This is a genomic window from Microcoleus sp., from assembly GCF_041354475.1.
In the GTDB taxonomy this organism is placed as follows: Bacteria; Cyanobacteriota; Cyanobacteriia; order Cyanobacteriales; family Microcoleaceae; genus Microcoleus.
Genome location: NZ_JBGJZU010000011.1, coordinates 18,517 through 41,679 on the forward strand (window position 1 = coordinate 18,517; position 23,163 = coordinate 41,679).

14 protein-coding genes are annotated in these 23,163 nt (G+C 42.6%); 8 read left to right on the plus strand and 6 right to left on the minus strand.

What is annotated here, in order from left to right:
• Nucleotides 1-37: 37 nt before the first annotated feature.
• On the plus strand, nt 38-1,501 hold the full coding sequence (locus tag ACBR23_RS06420) for a CIA30 family protein (protein WP_371115001.1): 1,464 nt from the start codon (nt 38-40) through the stop codon (nt 1,499-1,501).
• 143 nt (nt 1,502-1,644) lie between these two features.
• A complete protein-coding gene (locus ACBR23_RS06425; protein ID WP_371115002.1) occupies nt 1,645-2,532 on the plus strand; it encodes a carbohydrate ABC transporter permease in 888 nt (295 codons plus the stop codon).
• A gap of 294 nt (nt 2,533-2,826) precedes the next feature.
• Here ACBR23_RS06425 and ACBR23_RS06430 read toward each other — a convergent pair whose 3' ends face one another.
• The 4 genes from ACBR23_RS06430 to rfbF form a co-directional block, all read right to left on the minus strand.
• Nucleotides 2,827-3,573: a DUF1995 family protein gene (locus ACBR23_RS06430; protein WP_371119173.1), complete on the minus strand. Its 747-nt coding sequence runs from the start codon at nt 3,571-3,573 to the stop codon at nt 2,827-2,829.
• 46 nt (nt 3,574-3,619) lie between these two features.
• Entirely contained in the window at nt 3,620-4,351 is a 732-nt protein-coding gene (locus ACBR23_RS06435) for a cyclase family protein (RefSeq protein ID WP_371115004.1), read from the minus strand.
• A 393-nt stretch (nt 4,352-4,744) separates the two neighbouring features.
• The gene (locus ACBR23_RS06440; RefSeq protein ID WP_371119174.1) at nt 4,745-5,815 is read right to left on the minus strand and encodes an acyl-CoA dehydrogenase; all 1,071 of its coding nucleotides are present in this window, start codon (nt 5,813-5,815) and stop codon (nt 4,745-4,747) included.
• A 177-nt stretch (nt 5,816-5,992) separates the two neighbouring features.
• On the minus strand, nt 5,993-6,766 hold the full coding sequence (gene rfbF, locus ACBR23_RS06445) for a glucose-1-phosphate cytidylyltransferase (protein ID WP_371119175.1): 774 nt from the start codon (nt 6,764-6,766) through the stop codon (nt 5,993-5,995).
• A 292-nt stretch (nt 6,767-7,058) separates the two neighbouring features.
• Here rfbF and ACBR23_RS06450 point away from each other — a divergent pair, with 292 nt between their 5' ends.
• Complete coding sequence (locus tag ACBR23_RS06450; RefSeq protein ID WP_371119176.1) at nt 7,059-7,589, plus strand: RNase A-like domain-containing protein; 531 nt, start codon at nt 7,059-7,061, stop codon at nt 7,587-7,589.
• Complete coding sequence (locus ACBR23_RS06455) at nt 7,586-7,885, plus strand: contact-dependent growth inhibition system immunity protein (RefSeq protein WP_371119177.1); 300 nt, start codon at nt 7,586-7,588, stop codon at nt 7,883-7,885. Before ACBR23_RS06450 ends, ACBR23_RS06455 begins: the two co-directional genes overlap by 4 nt.
• A gap of 247 nt (nt 7,886-8,132) precedes the next feature.
• On the opposite strand, the gene ACBR23_RS06460 is transcribed toward ACBR23_RS06455, so the two are convergent.
• Nucleotides 8,133-9,458 (minus strand): beta-xylosidase, encoded by a 1,326-nt coding sequence (locus ACBR23_RS06460; protein ID WP_371119178.1) that lies wholly within the window; start codon nt 9,456-9,458, stop codon nt 8,133-8,135.
• A gap of 113 nt (nt 9,459-9,571) precedes the next feature.
• Nucleotides 9,572-13,078: a glycosyltransferase gene (locus tag ACBR23_RS06465; RefSeq protein ID WP_371119179.1), complete on the minus strand. Its 3,507-nt coding sequence runs from the start codon at nt 13,076-13,078 to the stop codon at nt 9,572-9,574.
• A gap of 160 nt (nt 13,079-13,238) precedes the next feature.
• Here ACBR23_RS06465 and ACBR23_RS06470 point away from each other — a divergent pair, with 160 nt between their 5' ends.
• From ACBR23_RS06470 to ACBR23_RS06485, 4 genes are all read left to right on the plus strand, one after another.
• Complete coding sequence (locus ACBR23_RS06470) at nt 13,239-14,864, plus strand: tetratricopeptide repeat protein (RefSeq protein ID WP_371119180.1); 1,626 nt, start codon at nt 13,239-13,241, stop codon at nt 14,862-14,864.
• 86 nt (nt 14,865-14,950) lie between these two features.
• Entirely contained in the window at nt 14,951-16,261 is a 1,311-nt protein-coding gene (locus tag ACBR23_RS06475) for an ATP-binding protein (RefSeq protein ID WP_371119181.1), read from the plus strand.
• Nucleotides 16,262-16,517: 256 nt separating this feature from the next.
• On the plus strand, nt 16,518-21,734 hold the full coding sequence (locus tag ACBR23_RS06480; protein ID WP_371119182.1) for a PAS domain S-box protein: 5,217 nt from the start codon (nt 16,518-16,520) through the stop codon (nt 21,732-21,734).
• Between the two features lie 52 nt (nt 21,735-21,786).
• Nucleotides 21,787-23,160 (plus strand): lipid-A-disaccharide synthase-related protein, encoded by a 1,374-nt coding sequence (locus ACBR23_RS06485; RefSeq protein ID WP_371119183.1) that lies wholly within the window; start codon nt 21,787-21,789, stop codon nt 23,158-23,160.
• Nucleotides 23,161-23,163: the final 3 nt, after the last annotated feature.

The following is a 23,163-nucleotide window of genomic DNA, read 5'->3' on the forward strand; positions in this document are numbered from 1 at the left end:
GGCTAAGTAGATTTGAGCAAATTCTGAGGAAGCGACTGTGACTGAAAAAAATACCGCCCAATGGGATGCCGGCAGATTTGTCAAAACCTTGGCTTATTTCGGTGTCATTCCCTTCATCGGCAGCATTAGCTGGCTGCAACAACTATTTGGCAGCAGTGGGAACACTAAAAAAGACCAACCCAAGCTGGTACTGGTAGCCGGTGCTACTGGTGGTGTTGGTAAACGTGTGGTGAAGCGGCTGCAACAGCAGGGAATCAGAGTGCGCGCCCTGGTGAGAGATAGCAAAAAAGCTCAAGAAATTCTGGGTAAAAATGTCGAATTAGTCGAGGGAGATATCACCCTAGCGGAAACCTTAACACCGCTAGTAACTGAGGGTGTAGAAGCCGTTATCTGCTGTACTGGCACTCGTGTTCAACCGGTAGAAGGAGACACCCCAAACCGTGAAAAATACTATCAAGGCATCAAATTTTATATGCCAGAAGTGGTAGATGTTCCCGAAATAGTCGAGTACAAAGGCGTGAATAATTTAGTGCAAGCTGTTCGCAGTCAGCTAATTAAAGCCGGAGAAAAAACTATTTTTGACTTCACAAAACCCACTGAAGATTTGAAAGAAACTTGGGGCGCACTTGATGATATTGTGATGGGTGGAGTCAGCGAAAGTTCGATCCGACTGATAGATAATACAGCTTTATTCACAGGCAATGTTTCTACTGCCAATTCTGGCGGGTTTGCTTCGGTGCGGACTCGGAATTTTGAAAGTGCTCTTGATTTAACAGGATTTAGTGGCATTCAATTGCGAGTGAAAGGTGATGGTAAGCGCTATAAACTGATTGTTCGCAGCGAAGCGAAATGGGATGGCATTGGCTATTGCTATTCTTTTGATACGGTTTACAATATCTGGATTACTGTGACAATTCCCTTTGAAAAACTGATTCCTGTCTTCCGCGCTAAGACTGTGAAAGATGGCTCTAGGTTAAATACTCAGACTATTTATTCTTTTCAGTTAATGCTGAGTAAGTTTGAGTATGATGGCGCGCTGAACCCGAAATTTACACCGGGTGGTTTTCAACTGCAATTAGAATCTGTTAAAGCTTATTCTCAACAAGAATTGCCCAGATTTGTGATGGTGAGTTCTGCTGGTGTTACGCGCCCAGGCCGCCCCGGAATTAATTTGGAGGAAGAGCCACCTGCTGTGAGAATGAATGATATGTTGGGGGGAATTTTGACTTGGAAGTTGAAGGGGGAGGATTCTGTGCGATCGAGCGGGATACCTTATACTGTGATTAGACCTTGTGCTTTGACGGAAGAGCCGGGGGGTAAAGCTTTAATCTTTGACCAGGGTGACAATATTAAGGGTAAAGTTAGTCGGGAAGATATTGCCCAATTGTGCGTGGAAGCTTTGGATTTCCCAGAAGCTTGTAATGTTACTTTTGAGGTGAAAGAGGGGGAAAATGGCAATGCTCCTGGTGATTGGAAAGGTTTGTTTTCTGGAGTTAAATAACCATTGTTTGTATTGAAGGCTAGATCCCCCCTAACCCCCCTTAACAAGGGGGGGACAAGAAATTAAATGGGAACGAGTATTTCCGATGCCCCATTCCCGATGCCCCATTCCCGATGCCCCATTCCCGATGCCCCATTCCCATTATGTTTTTGACTTTTTTCCGACGCAACCTAATACCTTATTTATTTTTGTTTCCCGCTTTATTTGTGTTGAGTTTGACTGTTTTGTGGCCAGCGTTGCAGGCTTTTTATTTGAGTTTTACCAGTTATGAGTATGACTTAACTCAAGCGCCACAGTGGGTAGGGTTGAAGAATTTTCAGAGGTTGGCGGGCGATCGCATTTTTTGGCAAACTATGGGCAACACCCTCCTATATCTCACCTGGGTTGTGCCTATATTGGTTGTTTTACCACTGGGAATGGCGATTTTGTGCAATCAGAAACTCCGGGGGATGAACTGGTTTAGAGCAGCATATTACACGCCTGCGGTGATTTCCATGGTTGTCGCTGGGATTGCTTGGAAGTGGCTGTTTGCTGAAAATGGACTGCTGAATCAGTTGGGGCAAATGGTCGGTTTGCCTGCTGTTTCTTGGCTGGCTAATCCGAAGTTGGCAATCTTTAGTGTCATGACAGTTACTATCTGGAAAGGCTTGGGTTACTATATGGTAATTTATTTGGCTGGGTTGCAAGCTATTCCGGCGGAACTTTACGAGGCGGCTGCTATTGATGGTTCTGATGGTTGGAGGAAGCATTGGGATATTACAGTGCCGTTGATGAAGCCTTATCTAGTTTTGGTGGCGGTAATTTCGGCTATTTCTGCTACTAAGGTTTTTGAAGAAGTTTATATTATGACTCAAGGCGGGCCTCGTAATAATTCTAAGACTGTTGTTTATTATCTTTATGAACGGGCTTTTAAAGATTTGGAAATCGGTTATGCTTGTACGATCGGGCTGGTGTTGTTTTTGCTGATTTTGGGTTTGTCGATTTTGCAAGTTAGTATTCAAGGTTTGGCTCGAAAGGATTCTGATTTATGACCAATTTAAATTGGGTTTCCGGTTGCATTGTCAGGTGATTTAACCGGACCTAGAACACAGAGGAAGCAGAGTCCGAGAATAGAATTCTGAATAATATCAATTCCGGTTGTATCGTCTGGTGATTTAACCGCGAAGGCGCAAAGTACGCGAAGGAAGAGAAGAGAGAGATTAATACAGGACGATGCTACCGGATTTGATAGTTATTACTGTTAAACTTGTTAGGTTTTGCAAATTCAGAAAACTAAATTTGTCATTGACTATTCTCTCCCAAGCCCTGTTTATGACTACCCATTGTTACTGAGTCAAAGCTTTGAGAAATCTCTGTAAGTCTGCCATGAAGCCTGTCTTTTTTAACGGTTTGGTGGGGGCGGTGCTATCTGGATCTGCTATTCCCAAGGCTTTAGCTAAAATCCGATCTAAATCGTCTCCGACTGGTTTTTGGGCGGTTTCGGAAATTAGTTCGTAGTCGTCGTTTTTTGAGAGCCAAACTTGCCAGGATTGGGGGTAACAGCGGAATAGGACTGCACTTTCTAGAGATCTGATGTAGTAGCAGGATTCTATTTTGTTCAAGAATCGATCGCGCAGTTGGCGTCCTGCATAGCCTATACCTATGGTGGCAACGTCTTCCAGCCGGGGGTTGAGTATAATTACTGGGCGATCGCCCGCAGCTATGTACAATTTTTCGACTTGAGGAACTTCTACCGCTGCGGGATTCACCAGCAGAAATAGTTGGTCTTCCGGTTCTATTTTATCTTCAACCGGGGTGCGGCTGCTGCCCAAGTCTGTGACTTTAAATTCTGTTTGTCCCCAGTCGCGACGGGCGAGGGCGGCTGCACCGGTATCGGGAAATAAGACTTTGACACCGGAGTACATTTCTTCAAATTCTGGGACGAATTGTGCGGCGATGGACTGTGCTTGGAGGGCGATTTCTGGGAATACTAATTCGACTTGCAGTAGAGTTTTGCCGTCTGAGAGAGCGGCAGAAGTGGCTGTGCGGGATTGGGCGATCGCCTCGTTGAGGTCCTTTGGTAGTTCAATCATTAATCTGATTTTTTTACAGGAATTCTATCAATCTAATTTTACACCATCAAGGCACAAAAGCTAACACGGATACTGGGGAACCGGAACCTCCGACAAGTCGCAATATTCCTATAACTAAAGTGCTGTCTACTGCTGGTAACTGGTCGAGATTTGCCAAATTTTCCAGAACGATTCCCTGATGCTCTAAAACTTGTTTATTGACAGATAAACTTTCATCTCGTCCCGGATCTACTCCGTGAGTATCGGTACCAACTCCTGCTATTAACCTTTCTGTTAGCAAAAATTTAGTTACTGCTTTCCCAAATCCGGGAAAGTGGCAAATCCCGTCACCATCTCGATTTAAGAAAGCTGCTTGATTATCCCATTTTTCCTGCCATCCGGTATCTAATATAATCAGGCATCCTGGTTTTATCAATCCATGTTCCTGTTCCCAATTTAATACATCCTCGATTGTTAAAGTATAGTCGGGATTGGCAAGACTTTGGTCGCGGATGTCGATCGCAATTGCCGGCACAACTAGGGACTGCGGCGGATAATTATCAATACTTTCCCGTCCTGAATCAAAGCTGTTGGGTGCATTCATGTGAGTCCCGCTGTGTTCGCCCATCGAGAATTTTCGCAGGAAATATCCCTCTGTTTCTATTTGAGCCACTGTTTCAAATTCTGGGGGTGGATCTCCTGGCCAAAGGGGAATATTTGGGTGAATTTTATGAGTTAAATCTACTATTGTTCTGTAGGTGATGGTTTTGAGGTTATTTGAGTTTAATTTCTCTGTCATGTAAAAAAATGGGTGTTTATGCAGACATTTTTGTGAGTCCTCGTGGCCTCTAGACACCTTCCGCTCTATTGGGTGTATAATCGAGTATCTCTAATTGCACTTGGAAACTAATTGCATCAAAATATCTCTCATGGATAATAATCTAATTGCTAAAATCGTAATATTTTCTGTATCACTACCTTGTATTTTATACATTGCTTACGCCGCGAAAGTAGCCCTCAATCTCAATCTTGATATATTCGGTGCAGGTCACACTCCTGCTAAATTAGAAAAGATATCCGGTGGAATCATTAAGTGTAAGTGGTTCCCTAATTCTCACCACTGCCCCGGAAATAATCATATTCCTAGGGTGTAGGGTGCGTCAGTTGACAGATGATTGTAGAAAAAATTCTGCTAGCTGACACACCCTACAATCCGATCGAGCGTTGCAGCCATTACATCCTTAGTTTGCCCGGAAACAGTATACACCAAAGCTTCTCGATAAACTCTCCCGGCTGGGTGCTTTTGGCTATTAGCGGCACCGCTGGAAACTGCTACCGCCGCGTGCCCGCAACGCACCGCTAAGTCAATTGCTTGGGCTCGCAGGGCTAATTGTTCTGCTTTCGAGCTATGTTGAGATTGTGGGAAATTCTGTTTTAGTCGATCGAGCTTGTGGGCTAATTTTTCATAAGCACTAACTATAAAAGATGCTTTTTTAGTCTCGCCTGCTGCTTGAATTATATCCAATCCGGCTCGAATACATCCAAAAGTAGCGGGGACAAAATTTAGGATATTTTTAGTGTCGTTTGTGACAATCCAGTCTTTTGGTTGAAATGAAATTATTTGGGATTCATCCAACCACCAATTAGTCAGAGTTACTGTTACAGTATTAGTGGAACTCATGGCGATTAAGGGCATGATTTCGCTACAGGAGATTTGGCTCGATGCTGATGCAATATTTTCAAAGGGTAGTAATCCGAATACAGCGCGATCGTCAGGAAGTAACGCAGCTACAATAAATTTTTGAAATAATCCAAAACCTGTTACCCAAGGAACTTTACCTGATAGTAAATAGCCATTTTGTGCAGCAGTAGCAGTGACAGCGGGATTTCCCGATCGCCTTAAATGCGAAAATCCCACACCCAATCGCAACTCTCCCAGGGCGATCGCAGGCAAACATATACTTTGTAGCAGTTCATTGTCGCTGTTAGCAAGCATGGCAGTTGCACTGTGATGCTGAGTTTGCAGAAAACCTAAAGCGCCGGAATATCGCGCTGTCAATTCCTGATATTCATAAAAAGTTTGTGCATCGATATCTGCGCCGCCCCATTTTTGGGGAACTCGCAAAGCTAAAAGCGATCTATCTTCCAATCCTACCAGCGCTTTTTTCAGCGCTTCCGAGTCGCTGTCGATAATTTCAGCATCGGCTGCAACGCAGTTTTTTAGGTAGGTTTCTGTGCAGTTTAAAATATCTGTAAAATCCATCTCATCTAATTAACATAAAATGCTCGGACTGTTAGATTTCCGACTTATTTAAGAAGTGGGGAATCTCGGTATTCTATTTTTTGGAGCTGGTTTAATTAGCAATAATCAGTTACCGGGAGAGGAGGAGATACAGCTATCAATATGCCCTATTCCCCATTCCCCATTCCCCATTCCCTATTACCAAACTTTCCAAGGAGCTTCACCACATTCCCAAAGTTCATTTAGGTACTTGTATTCTCGATAAGTATCCATCGCAAAAAAGAAGCCCTCATGGCGATAAGCCATCAACTCTCCTTCGGCCGCCAAACGCTGCATTGGCTCCTGTTCTAAGATACAATCATCTCCGCCCAAATAATCAAATACCCGGCGATTAAATATCATATATCCAATGCTGATCCAGCCATCTATTTGTGGTTTTTCAGCAAATTGGAGTACGCGCCCTTGACTATCTACATCTAAAATTCCAAAACGAGAAATAGGGCGAAACGTAGTCACAGTTGCCAGTTTACCGTGAGCTTTGTGGAAAGCGAGTAGTTCTTCAATATTTACATCAGCAACTCCATCCCCATATGTCACCATGAAATTATCGCGATCGATATATTTTTCAATCCGTTTTACCCGCCCTCCAGTCATACTTTCCGCCCCAGTTTCAGCCAAGGTAACATTAAAATCTTGTTCTCGATGTTCCTCATGATACGTGATGGTATTTTTGCGACCTAAGCAGATAGTAAAGTCATTGTTCATGGCTTCATAATTGAGGAAATACTCTTTAATCATGTTGCCGCGATAGCCCAAGCACACCAGAAAGTTATGGAAGCCGTAGTGTGCATATATTTTCATGATGTGCCACAGAATCGGATACCCGCCCACATCAACTAAGGGTTTGGGGCGAAATTCTGTTTCTTCTCTGAGACGAGTGCCAAGGCCACCTGCTAGGATAACTACTTGCATTTTTTCAATTTTTTAAAGATAATCAACTAACTTATCATTTATTTCGCGGAATAAGTTTAAATAAATATTACTTTTTAAACTTTATCTAATCTTTATAAACTCATTGATAAAAAAAGAATTTAAATTTTCCTAATTTTAATAAATATATTTAAATAAAAATTACTAATAGACCTAGGCCATAATTACTGTAGAACAGGCATCCTGCCTGTTCAAGACCAGCTTGTGTGAAGATGTCTATTGCTCGGAAATACTGCGGGAGGCTATACTAACAATAAAAATTAAACGAAATACAATGAAAAATCAACTCGCTCGCGGGCAAAACTTTTTAGGTATCCTGTGCAGTATTGCCTCAATAATTGTCCTATTTCAGTCGGCGATAACTCCTGTTTCTGCACAGCATATCTCCAGCATACCTGGACAAACCATCGTAGCCTTTGCACCAAACATACCGGGGGGCGGATTAGATTTTCACGAAGCAGCAGGAGGACACACTTTAGAGAAACACGTTGGTAAAACAGAAGCGGAACTAGCACAGCGACTAGCCAAGGATAAGAGAATTTCTGCCGCGTCTTCCTTTACCTATCGTTCCGTGGCTGAATCGGCGATTGCGGAAGCAATGGAAGAAAAGAAAAGTGCGATCGACTCCTGGGTAAAAAAACGAAGCAATCGTTATACAATCGAATATGATACCCACAGAATAATTGGCATTACACTCACCCGCCGCGTTTCCAAAGCAAGTTCCACATCTAGACTGAAAATTGTCCTCCAGCGCAGCACCAAATTATCTCCCGGATACTTTATTCTCACAGCTTATCCCCTATGAACGATCGATTTCCTGAATTAACCCAATTTTTCAGTTCTTACTTTCATCAAGACTGGCCACTAGAAGCCAGCAGTGCTAGCGAAGTAGTGGAAAATTACCTCCATAGCGAATCGCCAGAAACTATTGAAGCTGTATTAGCAGAACTTAACCAACTGCTAAAAATGTCGCTCGCAGAACCAGATTTAGAAACATTGATTCTGGAAGAATTAGGATGTTACTACGATCCCAGCAGCGAAAATCAAACAGTCACAGAATGGTTGGAATCGGTACAACAGTCTTTGAGCAATGCCAGTTAAACTCTAACATCCGCGCTCAATAAATATGTTCAAAGTGACATCTTGCCTATATAAAATAACGGGCAAGATGCCCGTTCTACAAACAATCATATCGTTGACTTTTGCATAGGAATGATTTAACCGCAGAGAACACAGAGGACACAGAGGGAGAGAATAGAGATCTGAATCATTCAGATGCTACCGGATTTGATATCAATTCACAAACAATCAATTTTATTGTCCGGTGGGATATCGTACCCGCCCTCAATCATTTACTAACGGTTAATAAATAAGCTTCATGTAGATTGAAGTTAGGAATTGCATAAGTCAAATCATTTTTAACAACAGATAAAGTTTCTTCTTTGACACTAACCAGTTTTTGCACTGCGCCTTCTTGATTGTTGGGAATTTTTTCTAATTTGAGACGGATTTTTTGACCGCTTTGAATACCTAGCTGTGGTAAATTTTTGAGATTTAAGGTGACGGTTGTGGCTGAGGAATAATTGCGATCGAAATAACCCAAAAGTACCTGTGCTTTACCTTCAGGATTTGACTTGCTGGCTAAAGCGACAACGCGATCGTTATCCGATTTGCTCAGCACCCGCGAATTAACTCCGTCAGCATAAGCTTTGTAAGTCCACCAAGCTGCTCTCGGCTCAAAAGTATTGGGAGTCACCATTCCACTCAAGGTATTGTTGAAGCAATTGCTAACTTTATTTGGTCCTTTAGTATCCCAACAAGCTCTGCAAGCACCGTCGGCTTTTGCATATTCCAAGTTATAGAAATAACCTAAAATTTCCCCCGGTTGATACTGAGCTAAGTCTCCGATAATCTCGTTGACATAAATCTTTTGCAATTTCAGTTCTTTGTAAGAGGCACTTTGTTGAAAATTGCGCTTAGCATCAATTACGTGGTCGTCAACAAATGAAATCATAGTGTCATTAAGTTCGTGCCAAGCTAGGAAATTTACTTCCAGTTTGTTCGCTTTGCAATAATCCAAAAAAGCAGTGAGATATTCTTTATTGTAGTTAGTAATACTGGGTCCGCCAATCATTGCTGATGGCCCTAATTCTTGTCGCAGAATCTTGTAAGCTCTTTTGTAGGTTTCAAAAAATTGTTCTCTGCTTCCATTCCAAAACGGATTTCTTAAATCTGGTTCATTCCAGACATCCCAAATAATTTTTTTGCCTTTATTTTGTTGAGCTAATTGCCGTATGAATGCTTCCCATGCGGGGTAGTTTTGATGGGGCCAACCTTTGGGATTGCTGCCGTAGCCCCACAAGTCGCTGACTAATAGTTGAAACTCGGCTCCGCTGGCGATTACGCGATCGTAAATATCCAGTCTCCCAGCCCGCCAAAGTTTGGGCTGCAATGGTTTAATCGAGTTATTTGGGGGCTTGGTGGTGTCGATTCCGTGGAGGATGCCACTCATGGATGTTGTGGCTGCTGGGAGTCCGAAATCTACTGTGACGTTCGATCGCATTTGGGCGATCGCTCTTTGCTGTCCCAAGTAGACGATTAACAAAACAGTGACAAGAGCCAAACAAATTGGCAGCAGTTTATGAAGAGATGGGAACTTGAATGTAAATTGCATAATCTTTTATGTTCTTTTTTTAGTCCGCGGAGGCGGACTTTGTATGTGTAGTAGCGATTTCAATCGCCGATTCAGCTTTGTAGGTGTAGCAGCGATTTCAATCGCCGATGACCTTAAAGAACAGATGACACAACTTCAAAACCCTGTATTGATTCCATCAATTGTTGCCACTCTCCTGAGTTAATTAGAGCGCAAGTATCAAGTTTAGCACCCTTCTCTGAAGACAAAATCCCAAAAACATTCACCCAATACAAGATAGTTTCTGTGGTGAAAAATGGCGTACACTCCCAAGAAGATTGCAAATGCTTAACCATCTCCGACCTATTTCCGCGATCGCAAGCATCCCAAGCTTTCCAAACTAAATGATAATATTTTAGCAGCTTATCCACTTCCTGTATCTGCTTTTGAACTTTCGGACTCATAGAAAGACTGTTGTTTTGAGCGTCCGGTGCCAGGGCCTGTTCAATTACTTCTACATATTCCCCCAGCATCCGCTCTTCTTTAAATAGTTGCTCAGCTCTCGCTTTGCACCCTTGTCCTGCAACTCGTCGCAATTCGGGATTTCCGGCCCAGATTTCCACCGTTTCTACCAACTCTTTGACTGTTCCTTCAGGATTTATTTTAGGATCTGGGAGCAACTTTCCCGTGTCTCCCAATTCTTCGGGAATACCACTGACTGCTGTGGCAATTACGGGTAATCCTTTCGCCATTGCTTCCATAATTGCTAGCGGCATTCCCTCTGCTTCAGAACATAATATAAAGATATCGCTGGCATCGAGCCAATCAGCAATATCCCAGCGCTGTCCTAAAAATTTAACCTGTTGCTCTACTCCCAATTTGCTCGCAGTGGCTCTTAATTCAGGCTCCATGTTGTCGTGAGTAGTAGACCCAGGACCGGCCCAAACAAAGTAAATTTGTGGCCAAATTGGAAGTTGTTTGAGTTGGGCGATCGCCTGTAATTGATACTGAAATCCTTTAATGGGAGTCAATCTCGCCGCCGTGAAACAAACGATCGCATCTTCAGGAATTCCTTGTTCTTGACGCAGGCGTTGGCAAGTTGAAAGATTTGGCGGTTCAAAATAAATGTTAGGTCTGCCGTAATAGATAACTTTTCCTCGTTCTAGAGGCGTTTTAAAAAGGCTTTTGAACAAGTTTAAGTTTTCCTGTGAAACTGCTACTGCGGCCTTGGCTAATTCGTACTGATAGGAGACTGCATCAAAATAGGGAATTCGATCGCCACGATTGAAAGTTTCATAAGTACCATCGACATAACCCAGAGTAACTATGTACGGTAGGTTTTGTTGAATAGCAACTTGCTTGGCTGCAAAATTGGCGATGGGCCAGCCGTCACTAAATATAATTAAATCTGGTTTAGCTAGGGCATAGATCTTTTTAGCATCTCCTAAATTGTAAGCAATCCGCAAAAACTCTTTCATCGTGTCAAACTCTAGCCAAATATGTTCTATACCTAGCTGTTTTTGTTCAGCAATTAAAGGGTTGTCAGTTTTACTTTGCACGCTAACAACTTGGTAGCCTTCCGCCGCCAATTTACACATGAGAGAGTGATTAAACTGAGCTAAACCTCCGACTCCGTGGTCTTCTGCATACATTAGTATCCGCGCTTTTTGCGGTTCGTAAATTGAATTAGATGCCGGGGAAAATTGATAAGTATTATTAACAGCCAGCACTACGATATCTTGCCATTCTTTTAAATTAGTTAAGGCATAGGAATCAAAGGCATCGCCATTACTTTGGGCAGAAACCCTAAAAGTTTCCAACCATTTAAAAACAGTTTCACTACCAGTATAAGGAGTGTAATGAAGAGATTTTTCCAAACACTCAACCATCTCTGCTAAATATCCATCGCGATACATTCGCCACGCAATCCATACTAAGCACTTGTAGCGTTCCGCCCGTTTCAATTCGCGAATGTGCTGAGGTAAGTCTAGCCTAGCGAAAAATTGCTCCATCACCATTTCCATATTTTTCATTACTTTAAATCCACCGGACATGAGATTAGTCTCGTGCTGACGATAGCAGGTTAATATCTCTTTTAGCCAAACTGACTTGCAACCTTTTAACGCTAAACGTAAGACAAAATCTAAATCTTCCGTTGGCGGAAAGCGAGAGTCAAACCCCCCTAAGCGTTCCCACCATTCTCGCCGCAACATTATGGCGCTGGGACGGACAAATTTGTACAAAACTATGGTTTCTAAATCTAATTTGGGCGATTCTTCCCAAGGCATAACTGGATAGAGGTCTTTGCCATTTTTATCGACTATTAGCCAGCCATTTTGTACCATATCTAAAGAGGGGTCTGCCTCAAAACAAGCAATTTGTTTCTCCAGCTTTTCTGGCAGAAAAAAGTCGTCTCCATCTAGAAATGCTAAAAATTCGCCTTTGGCTAGTTCGCAGGCTCGATTTCGAGCTATTGCTGCTCCTTGATTTGCTTGATATATGTACTGAATTGAATCGTAGTAAGGCTCTAACACTTGGCGAATATTGTCGGTAGATCCATCATCCACCACAATGATTTCCCAGTCTTGGTAAGTTTGGTTTATGGCACTTTCTACGGCTCTGACAATGTAGCGATCGCAGTTATATGCTGGGATAATGACGCTGACTCGTACTGTTTTTTTTGGTAGTATGCTAGACATTAACTGTTTCCATTCTGATAAGTTTCTTAGAGATTGCAGATCGAGGCTAAATCCATAAGCTTTAGAAATAGAAGCTAGACGATTTATCCAATCTATTACGGTTTTTGTAGCAGAGTAAGGAGTATAGGCCAAAGATTTTTGGTAATACTCAACTGCGGCCACGGGATAGCCGCTATAGTACAATTGCCATGCCATCCATGTCAATGCTTCGTAGAAAGCAGGATTTTTTAAATCGCGGATGGGCTGTGGCAAATCTGGTTTATTGAAGAAATTATGTTTTAATTTAATAAACAGATTTGCTTGTTGGAGAGCTTTTTTTATTGACACATTTTTGTCATGCTGGCGATAACCGACTGTCACCTGGGGTAGCCAAGCAGCTTCGCAGCCTAAGACAGCTAAACGGATGACTAAATCGGCGTCATCTACGGAATCAAACTCTGAATTAAATCCCCCTGCAATTTCTAACCATTTGCGTGAAAACATCATGGCGCTGGGAAGTACGGGCATCTGTACTATCCATGTTTCTAGGTCTAATTTGGGGAAATATTGCCAAGGTTTAATATCGGAAATTATCTCTCCTTGCTCGTTAACTAAGTGCCACCCGCTATGGACAATCCCCAAGGAAGGTGATGCGGTAAATAGTGCTACCTGTGCTGCTAACTTATTTGGCAAAAAAAAGTCATCTTGATCTAAAAAAGCAATTAAGTTACCTGTGGCTTCTTTTATTCCTCTATTGCGGGCGGCCGCTACTCCTTGGTTTTCTTGATAAATGTAGCGAATTCTGTCAAAATAAGGCTGTAACACTTGATGGGTCTCATCTTGAGAACCGTCGTCGATGACGATAATTTCCCAGTTTGTATAGGTTTGGTTCAGGACGCTTTCTACAGCTTGCACGATGTAGCGATCGCCATTATATGCAGGTATAATTACGCTTACTTCCGGTGTCCCCTTGGCCTTTGACATTATTTATCTCCCTGTTAATGTATTATTATTTAGTTTATATTAATGTTGCAGACTTCGATCGCCTTTTGTCGGTCAGTAGATGTACTTGGTTGAATTTTAACTTAGGTAAGTTGTAACATATACTTTGACAGGTAATTATTACTCCACAGGAATGCAAAAAGTGAATTCAGAAATAGTAGCCCTCGATTTTCAACAACAAGCAGAAATATATTTGGCTTTAGGGAAATTAGACGAAGCGATCGCACTTTGTCAACAAATTTTGGCATCCGATCCCAATTCCGCCGAGACTTGCAAAACCCTAGGGAAGGCGCTGCAAGCTCAGGGTAAACTAGAAGACGCAAGGTATTGGTACAAAGTTGCGATCGCCCTCAAACCCGATTTTGCCGAAGCTTTTGCCAACCTCGGCACTCTCTGTGCTACCTTGGAGCAATGGCAAGAGGCGATCGCCTGTTACCAAACAGCCATCTCCCTACAACCAGACTTTGCAGGATTTTACCGTAATTTAAGCCGCGTATTTACCCAAGTTGGCAAAGCTGAGGAAGCCGCCCATTGTTGGTATCAAGCACTCATGCTGACACCTGTAGAAATACCAGAAGAATACCTCGATTTAGGCAATACTTTATCCGCACAAAACAAGCCAGAATTAGCAATAATTTGTTACCAACGTACTCTTATTTTAAACCCCAGTTGTTGCGAAGCTTATTATAAATTAGCAGACGCTGCTACCCAGCTACAACAGTGGGATGAAGCTATTGCTAACTACCGCCAAGCTATCAAAATATTACCAGAAATTTCCGAGATTTATTATAAATTAGGAAATGCTTTGCAAGCAAAGGGACTGTTGCATGAAGCGGTCACAGCCTACCGGGAAAGTATTGATTTGAATCCCAACTCTTTTTCGTATTATTATAACTTAGGCAACGTTCTTTTCAAATTAGAAAAATGGCAAGAAGCTGTCATTGCCTACCGCACCAGTGTTGAAATTGACCCCGATTGTTCATCGGGTTACTACAGCATCGGTGAAGCCTGCGACAAATTAGAAAAATGGTCAGAATCCGCAACCGCTTATCAGCGCGCTACTGAATTATATCACAACTCTTTTATAGCATTTCACAAATGGGGAGATGCTCTTTTTAAACTAGAAAAATGGTCGGAAGCCGTGGCTGCATACACAGCAGCCCTCGCTCTTAATTCAGAATTATTCTGGTCTCAATATAACTTAGCTTTGACTTTAGTTAAAATGGAAAATTTTCCCGACGCAATAGTTGCCTATCAGCGGGCGATCGCCCTCAATCCAGAATTCTCTTGGACTTACCATAATTTAGGAGAACTCCTGTTAAAAACCCAACAGTGGAAAGCAGCAGCTACCGCTTACCAGCGCGCCATTCAACTCAATCCAAATATTTCTTGGTCTCATTACAATTTAGGTGATGCTTTGAGGGAAATCCACAACTGGAACGATGCTGTTTTCGCCTACCTGGGTGCGCTGCAACTAGACCAAAATCTCCCTAATCTTTACACAAAGTTAGGCGAAGCTTTAACAAAAAGAACTCCGGTAAATTCAGACATAGTAACTAGCTACTATCATCATGGAAAGCAGCCACTATATCCTCTGGAATTTTACTGTGAAGTAGCGCAAAATTTTGCCGAGAGCCATCGGCTTGACGCAGCCACAGTATTGTACTCCATCGCCTTAGAAATCAGACCTAAAGATATAGAGATATTTCAAAAATTAGAAGCAATGTTAGAAAAAAAGCGTCAAATAGGGGAAGGTAGTCTATTATAATGAAAAGCTAACAAAATTTCCCATCAGTTAATTTAAAATTAAATATCCACAACTATCTTTAGTTAAATCTGAAACAAAAAAATCTCATGAATAATAACGAACAAAAAACCTCACTAGGCAACATTTTAGTAGTAGATGACACGCCAGAAAATCTGCGTCTTTTGTCTACAATGTTAAGTCAGCGGGGTTATGTGCCGCGCTGCGTCATTAACGGGCAAATGGCTCTGAGAGCCTGCAATTCTAATCCGCCGGATTTGATTTTGCTCGATATCATGATGCCGGAAATGAATGGCTACGAAGTATGTCAACATCTCAAAAATGATGCTATAACTCGCGATATTCCGGTAATTTTTATCAGCGCCAAAGATGAAGTATTTGACAAAGTAAATGCCTTTGCCGTAGGGGGCGTAGACTACATCAGCAAGCCATTTCAGTTTGAAGAAGTGTTGGTACGCATCGAAAGTCATCTCACCCTGCGGAATTTGCAAAAACAGCTAAAAGAACAAAACGTACTTCTTCAAGAAGAAATCAGCAGCCGCTTAGCCGTCGAAGAAGTTCTCCACGAAAAAAATCAAATTTTGCAACAAGAAATCAGCACTCGCTGTGCTGTTGAAAAAACCCTGCAAGAACAAAATTTGTTGCTCCAAAAAGAGATAGGGAATCGCCAGCGCGTCGAATCTGCTCTCTTGAAATCCAATCAAGAATTGGCTCGTTCTAATGCCGAACTAGAACAATTTGCTTATGTGGCCTCTCATGATTTGCAAGCGCCTTTGGCTACTATAGCTAGTTACGCTCAGCTTTTAGAAAAACGCTACCAAGAACAACTAGATAGTCAAGCTAATAAGTTTATTGGGAATATTGTTCAAGGCTGCACGAGAATGCAAGCTTTAATTGATGATTTGCTGGAATACTCGCGAGTCGGTCGCAGTCAGAAGCCTTTTAAACCTACTAATTGCAATCAGGTATTAGAGCAAGCTCTCGCTAATTTACAAGGGGTGATTCGTGATACCCAAGCTGTAGTTTCCTATGGTGAATTACCCGTAGTTAATGGCGAGATTTCCCAACTCGTGCAATTATTCCAAAATTTAGTCGGCAATGCCATTAAATATCGCAAAAATGAACCGCCTGCTATTTCCATCAGTGTTTGCAAACAGCACGATCATTGGCTATTTTCTGTGGCAGATAATGGCATTGGGATTGCACGGCAGCATCAAGAACGCATATTTCAAATTTTCCAGCGATTGCACACTCAAAAAGAATATTCTGGTACAGGTATTGGCTTGGCAATTTGTCAAAAAATTGTGGAACTTCATGGGGGACGTATTTGGGTAAATTCGGAACCAGGTCAAGGTTCAACTTTTTACTTTACTCTCAATGAAAATAGTGTTAATTTGTGATTTTTATTATTTGGATTAAATAAAAAAACAACTTTTTGGTCAGTTACTAAAGTAACAAGTTAGGAAAAAAAAGTGCGTTGACATCACGGTTAGTTTATGATATAATTGTCTGGCTTCAAGATTTTTTATAGCCTGACATTGCACTGCCATTCTAATAGTAATGTATGTGTAGCTACAATTTAGTAAATACCTTCCTCAACAAAGGTGCAATCCAAGTTAGGTTTACCAATAATCTTTAGATTAATAACTAACTATTATGAAAGCAGTTTTTGACTTATCTTTACCTCCTACCTGCTTTAAAGTGTTGTTGGTGGAAGACAATGCTTATGAAGCAGAATTGATTGAAGATTTGCTGTCAGGAATGAGCGATAGCGATGCACAGCAGATATCGCTCACAAAAGTAGAGCGCCTCAGTGAAGCAATACTCCATTTGAATCAAGAAAAATTTGACATAATTTTATTAGACCTTTCACTGCCAGACAGTCGGGGCATTGAGACAGTAACTAGCATACAACAGCATGGTGTCAGTGTGCCAATTGTGGTGCTGACAGGTCAAAATGACCAGGAACTTGCACTGCGGTTAATCTCCGTGGGCGTACAGGATTATTTAGTAAAAAGAAAAATAGATGGCGAACTTTTAATGCGATCGCTCCGCTACGCCATCGAGCGCCAAAACAGTCAAGATGCTTTGCGAAAAAGCGAAGAAAAATATCGTTCTGTAGTTGAAAATTCTCTGATTGGAATTGCCATCGTTGCTCCAATTATTCAACCAGCCATTTCTGAAAACTTTAACTGGATCGAAACTAACGATGCTTTGTGCAATTTGCTAGGCTATGAGCGTGACGAACTCATAGAAAAAAACTGGTTGGACTTGACTCATCCAGATGACTATAGCAATAACATTGAACAATTATCTCAAGTTTTAGCAGGTACGATAGACGGGTATATCTCCGATAAAAGGTGGGTACGAAAAGACGGGGAAATAGTTTACACGCGAGTTTCTCTCCGCTGTATTCGTCGTCGGGATGGGTCGATCGATCGGATGATTAAAGTAGTCTTGGACGTGAGCGATCGCTACCGATACGAATCCCAACTAAAAGCATCCGAGCAATTTTTAAACCACACTATCAATGTCATTCCCGATCCAATTTTTGTCAAAGACGAGCAACATCGCTGGATGATTTTAAACGATGCTTTTTGTGAGTTGATTGGCAAACCACGACAAGAACTTATCGGTAAATCCGATTATGACTTTTTCCCCCAAGCTGAAGCTGAGTTTTTTTGGAAAAAAGATGAAGAAGTATTGCATACTGACATTCCTAACGAAACCGAAGAAAATTTTACCGATGTCACTGGAAAGAAACACATTGTTTCTACAAAAAAAACAGTCTTCAAAAAAACAGATGGCAGTAAAATATTAGTAGGTACAATTCGAGATATCACTGAACACAGACTTCAACAAATAGCCCTAGAAAAAAGCGAAGCTAGATTTCAAAGACTTGTTGCCAACCTACCCGGAGCCATTTATCAATTTAAACTCTCATCCCAGGGGAAAAAATCTTTTCCTTATGTATCTTGTGGTTGTCGCGAACTCTATGAACTAGAGCCAGAAGTAATACAGGAAAATGCCGAATTAATTTTCACCAGAATTCATGCAGAAGACATCTCAAAGGTAGAAGAATCCATTGCCATTTCCGCTGCCACTATGCAGCCATGGCAGCAACAGTGGCGGCACATTTTGCCATCAGGGAAAGTTAAGTGGCTCCAAGGATGTTCGAGACCGGAAATACTGAATAATCATTCAAAATCCGAGAGGAAATCAGAGATGATCTGGGACGGTTTAGTGATTGATATTACTGAATTGAAACAGGCCCAAGCAGAGCGCGATCGCTTCTTTACCATCTCCTTAGACTTGCTTTGTATTCTGGATTTTGACGGTTATTTCAAACGCTTAAACCCAGCCTGGTCAACAGCCCTAGGCTACAGTATTGCTGAACTTCTCGCCCAGCCAGTCCTGGATTTTGTTCATCCAGACGATCGAGAATCCAGTGCCGCTGAAGTCAAAAAATTAATGGCTGGTATTCCCACTTTTTACTTTGAAAATCGCTATCTCTGCAAAGATGGTTCTTACAAATGGTTGCTCTGGACTGCCTCACCATTTAGCCAAGAAGGTTTAATTTATGCAGTTGGTCGCGACATCACCTCACGCAAACAAGTAGAGTCCACACTCCAGCGGCAAGCAGTAGCAATAGCCGCTGCTTATGACGGTATCGCCATCCTCAATTCTCATGAAGAATATATTTATTCAAATCACGCTTATCTGAAAATGTATGGATTTTCTCGACAATCTGACTTGTTGGGAAAAAACTGGAAGATGCTCTATACATCCTCGGAATATCAACAGTTTGACACCCAAATAATGCCCGCAATTCAAGAAAAAGGATATTGCCATATAGAAGCTACTGGCCAGCGCCTAGACGGTACTACTTTCCCTCAAGAAGTATCACTGACCATGTTGGCAGGTGGCGAGATAATTTCCATAGTTCGCGATATTACTAACAGAAAACAAGCCGAATCAGCCCTGCGAGCCAGCCAGCTCCGCTACCAAACTTTAGCAGAAGCATCGCCAGTTTGTATATTTCATACGGACACTTTGGGAAATTTCCTTTATGTGAATCAACGATGGAGTGAAATCACGGGTGTGGACGCGGAATTAGCAGCAGACACAGGCTGGTTGAATGCCATACATCCAGATGACGTGGAGCGAGTGAACACTGAATGGTATCAGGCTGTAATCGATCGAGTTCCTTTTAAATCAGAATATCGCTTTTTGCGTCCAGACGGTGCTGTCAGTTGGGTTATCGGTCAAGCAGTAGCGGAAATCGGAGATGGTGGCGAAATTAAAGGCTATGTGGGTACTATTACTGATATTAGCGATCGCAAACAAGCAGAATTAGACCTACTCCGCGTTACTCAAGCCGTCGAAAGTACCAGCGATGCGATCGTCATTGCTGACCTCAAAGGGCGATCGATCTATCACAACCAAGCCTTTATTCAGCGGTACGGTTACACAGTAGCAGAACTAAATAAAGCCGGTGGAGCAATAGTTATTTACCCGAAAACTCAAGTATTATTAAAAATATTTAAAATCCTGCGCCAAGGCAAACCTTGGAAAGGCGAAATCAAAATCAAAACTAACAACAACGAGCTGGTACCAACTCTATTTCGAGCCGATAGTATTAAAGATGAAACAGGAAATTTAATCGGGTTAGTAGGAGTAATTACCGACATCACCGAACGCAAACAAGCCGAAAAGGCATTGGTACAACAATTAAGACGAGAACGGCTGGTAGTCGCGATGCTCGATCGCATTCGTTCCTCCCTAAATTTAGAAGAAATACTCACCACAGCCGTCGAACAAGTGCGACAATTATTACAAACAGACCGCACAGTTATTTACCGCTTCAATCCAGACTGGAGCGGTCTGGTAGTGGTCGAGTCCCTTGCCCAAAACCGCACGCCACTAAGGGATCTAAACATTCCATACCCCTGCTTTGCAGAAAATTTTGTTGAGCTTTACCAACAAGGTTGGGTGCGAGCTATAGAAAACATCCATCAAGAAAATTTGAGCGAACCCTACATCAATTTTCTAAATCAATTTCAAGTCACAGCTAAATTAATAGTCCCCATTTTAAAAGCAGGACAAAATATTTCCTACCCTCCAACTACCACCGAAAATCCACTCTGGGGACTGCTGATCGCCTACGATTGCAACGGACCACGTTCTTGGGAATCCTCAGACATAGAATCCCTCAGACAATTGTGCGTGCAATTAGCCATCGCCATTCAGCAATCCACACTATTTCAACAAGCACAAACCGAAATAGCCGATCGCAAACAAGCAGAAGCCGCCCTCCAAAAAGCCGCATTAGTCGCAGAAACAGCCAATCGCGCCAAAAGCGAATTTCTCGCCAACATGAGCCATGAACTCCGCACACCCTTAAACGGCGTTTTAGGTTACGCTCAAATCCTCAAAACAGATAAAACTTTAAGCCGAGATCATCAAGAAAGCCTCAACAACATTCAGCAGTGTGGCAAACATCTACTAATGCTGATCGAAGATGTTTTAGACCTTTCCAAAATCGAAGCGAAGAAAATGGAACTCTACCCCACAGAGTTAAATCTTACTAACTTTCTTAAAAACATTTCCGACCTGTTTCAAATGCGAGCCTCCCAAAAAGATATTGATTTTAGTTACGAACAAGTATCTCCCCTGCCTCAATCAGTCTATTTTGATGAAAAAAGATTGCGTCAAATTCTCATAAACTTGCTGGGAAATGCCGTGAAATTTACTAACAGTGGTAGAGTCACTTTCAAAGTCGGGTATGTCGGCACAGAAGCCTGGAGGCGAGGACAAGCAGAAAATACGGAACTCTCGACTTTGAGTTCGGAACTGAAACAGAATTATCTGCGCTTCTGCAAAAAAATAATTGCCGATAAACACGCTCTCCAAATTCGTTTTCAAATCGAAGATACTGGCACGGGAATAGACTCAAGTAAGTTAGAAGAAATATTTTTGCCATTCCATCAAGTAGGTGCTGATAGATTTGTTGAAGGTACAGGTCTGGGACTTTCAATTAGCAGAAAATTAGCCAAACTAATGGGTAGCGAAATTCAAGTCAAAAGCACTTTAGGTCAAGGCAGCATTTTTTGGATAGACTTAGAATTGACCGCACCAAAACGCTACTTAGAAGTGGCGAGTTTGCAGGAACAACGTTGGCTGGTGGGCTTTGTGGGCGACAAGCGGAAAGTGCTAATCGTGGATGACAATCAATTAAATCGATCTATGTTATCCAAGCTGCTTTCCCGTTTGGGGTTTGAAATTGCTGAAGCAGAAAACGGTCAAGAATGCCTCCGCAAAGCAGTGGAATTTAAACCAAATGTCATTTTAATGGATTTGCTGATGCCTGTCATGGACGGCTTGGAAACTGCGCGACGAGTGCGTCAGTTACCTGAATTAAAAGATGTAGTCTTAATTGCCCTGTCAGCTAGTGCTTTTGAGAAGACGCAACAAGAAAGTCTACTAGCTGGCTGCGATTATTTTATGCCCAAGCCCATCGAAGCACATCACTTTTTAGAACAGTTGGGGTTACATTTGGGACTAGAATGGATTTATGAGGACTTTGTGGAAAGCAAACAGCGAAAAACCGCAAGTGTATCACCCAAATCTGAGTTGCCAACTTACTCTACTTTATTACCTCCCGTTGCTGAGTCTGTCGCGAGAATGTTAAAATTAGCAGCTATGGGTGACATCGAAGGAATTTTTGATGAGGCGGTTAAGCTCGAAAGTTTAGAGCCGAAGTTAATATCGCTGGTTAATCGCGTGCGCCAACTGGCTAAGAAATTTGGACTTAAACAAATTCGGAGTCTTTTAAAGCAATATATTGAGGGTGTAGAGACAGTTATTAGTTAACAGTTATTAGTTGACATTTATTAGTATAATATAATTTTTGAGAGTTTTGGGATTGAAATTACTTTGCCTTAGTAACGGTCACGGAGAAGACGCGATCGCCCTTCGCATCTTACAGGAACTGCAACAGCAGCCACATCCGCCAGAAATATCCGTATTTCCACTGGTAGGCGAAGGGCAAGCTTTCGCGAAACTGGACAACGCCCGCGTCATCGGCCCGGTGCAGCGGATGCCTTCTGGCGGCTTTATCTACATGGACGGAAGGGAGTTTTTGCGCGACATCAAAGGCGGCTTGCTGCAACTTACCATCGCTCAATTTAAAGCCATCCGTGCTTGGGTGCGATCGCACAAACAGTCGGGAAATCAGCACGCCGTTATTTTAGCAGTCGGCGATATCGTACCACTGCTGTTTGCTTGGCTCAGTGGTGCCCCCTATGCCTTTGTCGGTACCGCCAAGTCTGAGTATTATCTACGAGACGAAAACGGGCCTGTGAATGGCCCGTCCCGACGTCTTAGTTGGGAAGCTTGGTCGGGCTCGGTTTATTTGCCTTGGGAGCGCTGGCTGATGACTAGAAGGCGCTGTCGGGCCGTTTTTCCTAGGGATGCCCTGACGGCCGAGACCTTGGAAAAATTAGGCATTCCCGCTTACAATCTCGGAAATCCCATGATGGATGCCTTGACACCGGAAAACTCAGCCCGCGGATTTTACGCAGGTGGCGCGGAGTTTCGCCAAAGGTCTCGATCGCTCGCCATCGCTTTACTACCCGGTTCTAGAGCGCCGGAAGCTTACGCTAATTGGCAGCTAATTTTAGAGGCTGTAACGGGTATTTTATCTACTTTTGGCGATCGCAAACTGCTATTTTTAGGCGCCATTTCCCCAGAATTAAATTTAGAAGCCCTGCGCTCCATAGTAGAATTATTCGGCTGGAATCTAGACGGCGAAACTAGAACCCAACAGCGAGAAGGAAGTATTTTACGACCGGCTGTATCTCCTAGCCAAGAAATCAACCAGGAATCTCCCAATTTCCTATTCCCTTTGACCTTTGTGCAGAAACAAGCAACCATGATTTTGAGTCAGCACAATTTTAACGATTATTTGTATGAAGCCGATGTAGCCGTGGCGATGGCCGGCACCGCTACAGAACAATTTGTAGGTTTAGGAAAACCGGCGATCGCCATCGACGGCACCGGTCCTCAATTTACACCAGCTTTTGCAGAAGCGCAAAGTCGCCTCCTAGGACTCTCCCTAATTTTAGTTAACCATCCCCGTGAAGTTGCCAGCAACATCCAGTTTTTGTTCAACCATCCTGACCGATTACAGCTAATTGATGAAAATGGCAAGCGCCGCATGGGAAAACCCGGTGCAGCGCGACGGATTGCCCAATGTCTAATTCAGCGCTTTTCTGATGATTTGCCGTCAGGAAATTAGTCT

Coding starts and splice junctions, on each gene's coding strand:
- ACBR23_RS06430 (WP_371119173.1), bottom strand. CDS start 3,573: ATGATTGAACTACCAAAGGACCTCAACGAGGCGATCGCCCAATCCCGC.
- ACBR23_RS06450 (WP_371119176.1), top strand. CDS start 7,059: ATGAAAAATCAACTCGCTCGCGGGCAAAACTTTTTAGGTATCCTGTGC.
- rfbF (WP_371119175.1), bottom strand. CDS start 6,766: ATGCAAGTAGTTATCCTAGCAGGTGGCCTTGGCACTCGTCTCAGAGAA.
- ACBR23_RS06435 (WP_371115004.1), bottom strand. CDS start 4,351: ATGACAGAGAAATTAAACTCAAATAACCTCAAAACCATCACCTACAGA.
- ACBR23_RS06480 (WP_371119182.1), top strand. CDS start 16,518: ATGAAAGCAGTTTTTGACTTATCTTTACCTCCTACCTGCTTTAAAGTG.
- ACBR23_RS06455 (WP_371119177.1), top strand. CDS start 7,586: ATGAACGATCGATTTCCTGAATTAACCCAATTTTTCAGTTCTTACTTT.
- ACBR23_RS06460 (WP_371119178.1), bottom strand. CDS start 9,458: ATGCAATTTACATTCAAGTTCCCATCTCTTCATAAACTGCTGCCAATT.
- ACBR23_RS06440 (WP_371119174.1), bottom strand. CDS start 5,815: ATGGATTTTACAGATATTTTAAACTGCACAGAAACCTACCTAAAAAAC.
- ACBR23_RS06425 (WP_371115002.1), top strand. CDS start 1,645: ATGTTTTTGACTTTTTTCCGACGCAACCTAATACCTTATTTATTTTTG.
- ACBR23_RS06475 (WP_371119181.1), top strand. CDS start 14,951: ATGAATAATAACGAACAAAAAACCTCACTAGGCAACATTTTAGTAGTA.
- ACBR23_RS06465 (WP_371119179.1), bottom strand. CDS start 13,078: ATGTCAAAGGCCAAGGGGACACCGGAAGTAAGCGTAATTATACCTGCA.